We start from the raw sequence: 1,352 nt of genomic DNA on the forward strand, positions 1-1,352 counted from the left end.
AAGTGCTGACTGAGTGGTTCGGGGTCACCTTCGTCGAGTTCCAGGATGAAGTCGGGCACCGGTTCGGTCGTAACGGTGATTGTGATCTGCTCTCTCTCTTCGATCTCGCCTTCGAAGTAGAGTTCTGTTGCCTCTATGATGTTATCGACAAGTTCGCCGATAGTCTCTCCCTCTGTGATGATACCGTGATCTGTAGCACGAGCGGTCCACCCTCCATCGTAATAGAATATTTTAAACTCGACTAACATGGCGCTCACCTCAAATCATTTGAGATGTGTGCAGTTCGGCATAATAAACGTAGTGCCGATACCGGGTCCGGTGTTCCGCGGGGTAGCGTCCTTCTGCTCTGGCACTCTCCCCGGGCTAAAGCCCGGGGGTTTTCCTGCACCCCGTAGACCCCCCGACCTTCGACGAGGTGTGGCGAAAACAGACCGCCGAAAAAAAGCCCGGGGCCCTTCACCGCCCGGCAACCCAGTGCCGTGCGATGAACTCCCGGACCACCTGCGCCGCCACCGCCGCCGTCTGGCCGGAGTCGAACGGGGCGACCTCCACGTAGTCGAACCCCACGACCTGCGGCGCAAGGGTCCGCACGACCTCCCGGATATCGAGCGGCGTCATCCCGAACGGCTCGGGCGTCCCGAGGCCGGGGGTGAAGCAGCAGTCGATCGCGTCGGCGTCGATCGAGAGATAGACCCGTCTGTCGCCGATGGCCTCAAGGACCTCGCGGAGCACGACCCCGATCCCCCGCTCCCGCACGGTATCCGCAGTATACAACCGCGTCCTCTCCGCCGCAACCGCGAACTGCTCGGCATCACCGCTCCGGGCGCCGATGATCACGACGTCCCCGACCCCATCGAGGACGCGCCGGGTGACGCACCCGTGGCTGTAGGGTGTCCCGTCGAGTTCGTCCCGCAGGTCCAGGTGCGCGTCGCAGACGACGTAGACCTCCGGCCGGACGGCCCTGACCGCCCCGACCGTCGCGGTGTGCTCGCCGCCGAGCATCACCGGCACTTTCCCGTCGCCGGCGATATCGCTCACGACGTCGGCCACCTGGCCCACGAGATCCTCCGGGACCTTCAAGACCGCAAGGTCGCCGAGGTCCGTGACCGGCACCTCGCAGAAGTCTATCCCGGTCGAGGGTTCGTAGGACTCAAAGTTGAGCGAGACCTCCCGGATCGCCCGGGGGCCAAACCGTGTCCCGGGCCGAAACGACGTCGTGGCGTCGTAGGGGACGCCGAAGACGGCATAGCGGGCGTCCTCGTAGGACGCATCCGCATCCGCAAAATGGAGATGGGCGAGCTCGTGCATGCCCGTCTTCGAGAGCCAGAACACGTCACTCAAGTTTCTTCTTA

General features: G+C 63.5%; 1 protein-coding gene and 1 pseudogene. Both read right to left on the reverse strand.

Features of this window, described 5'->3' with window-relative positions; translation table 11 throughout:
- Positions 1-248, reverse strand: a pseudogene (locus tag PLN84_RS13330) (hypothetical protein); the annotation flags it as partial.
- A 208-nt stretch (positions 249-456) separates the two neighbouring features.
- On the reverse strand, positions 457-1,352 hold an 896-nt coding region (gene speB / locus PLN84_RS13335; protein WP_348532190.1), incomplete at its 5' end, for an agmatinase.

Source organism: Methanoculleus sp. (assembly GCF_035363275.1).
Lineage (GTDB): Archaea > Halobacteriota > Methanomicrobia > Methanomicrobiales > Methanoculleaceae > Methanoculleus.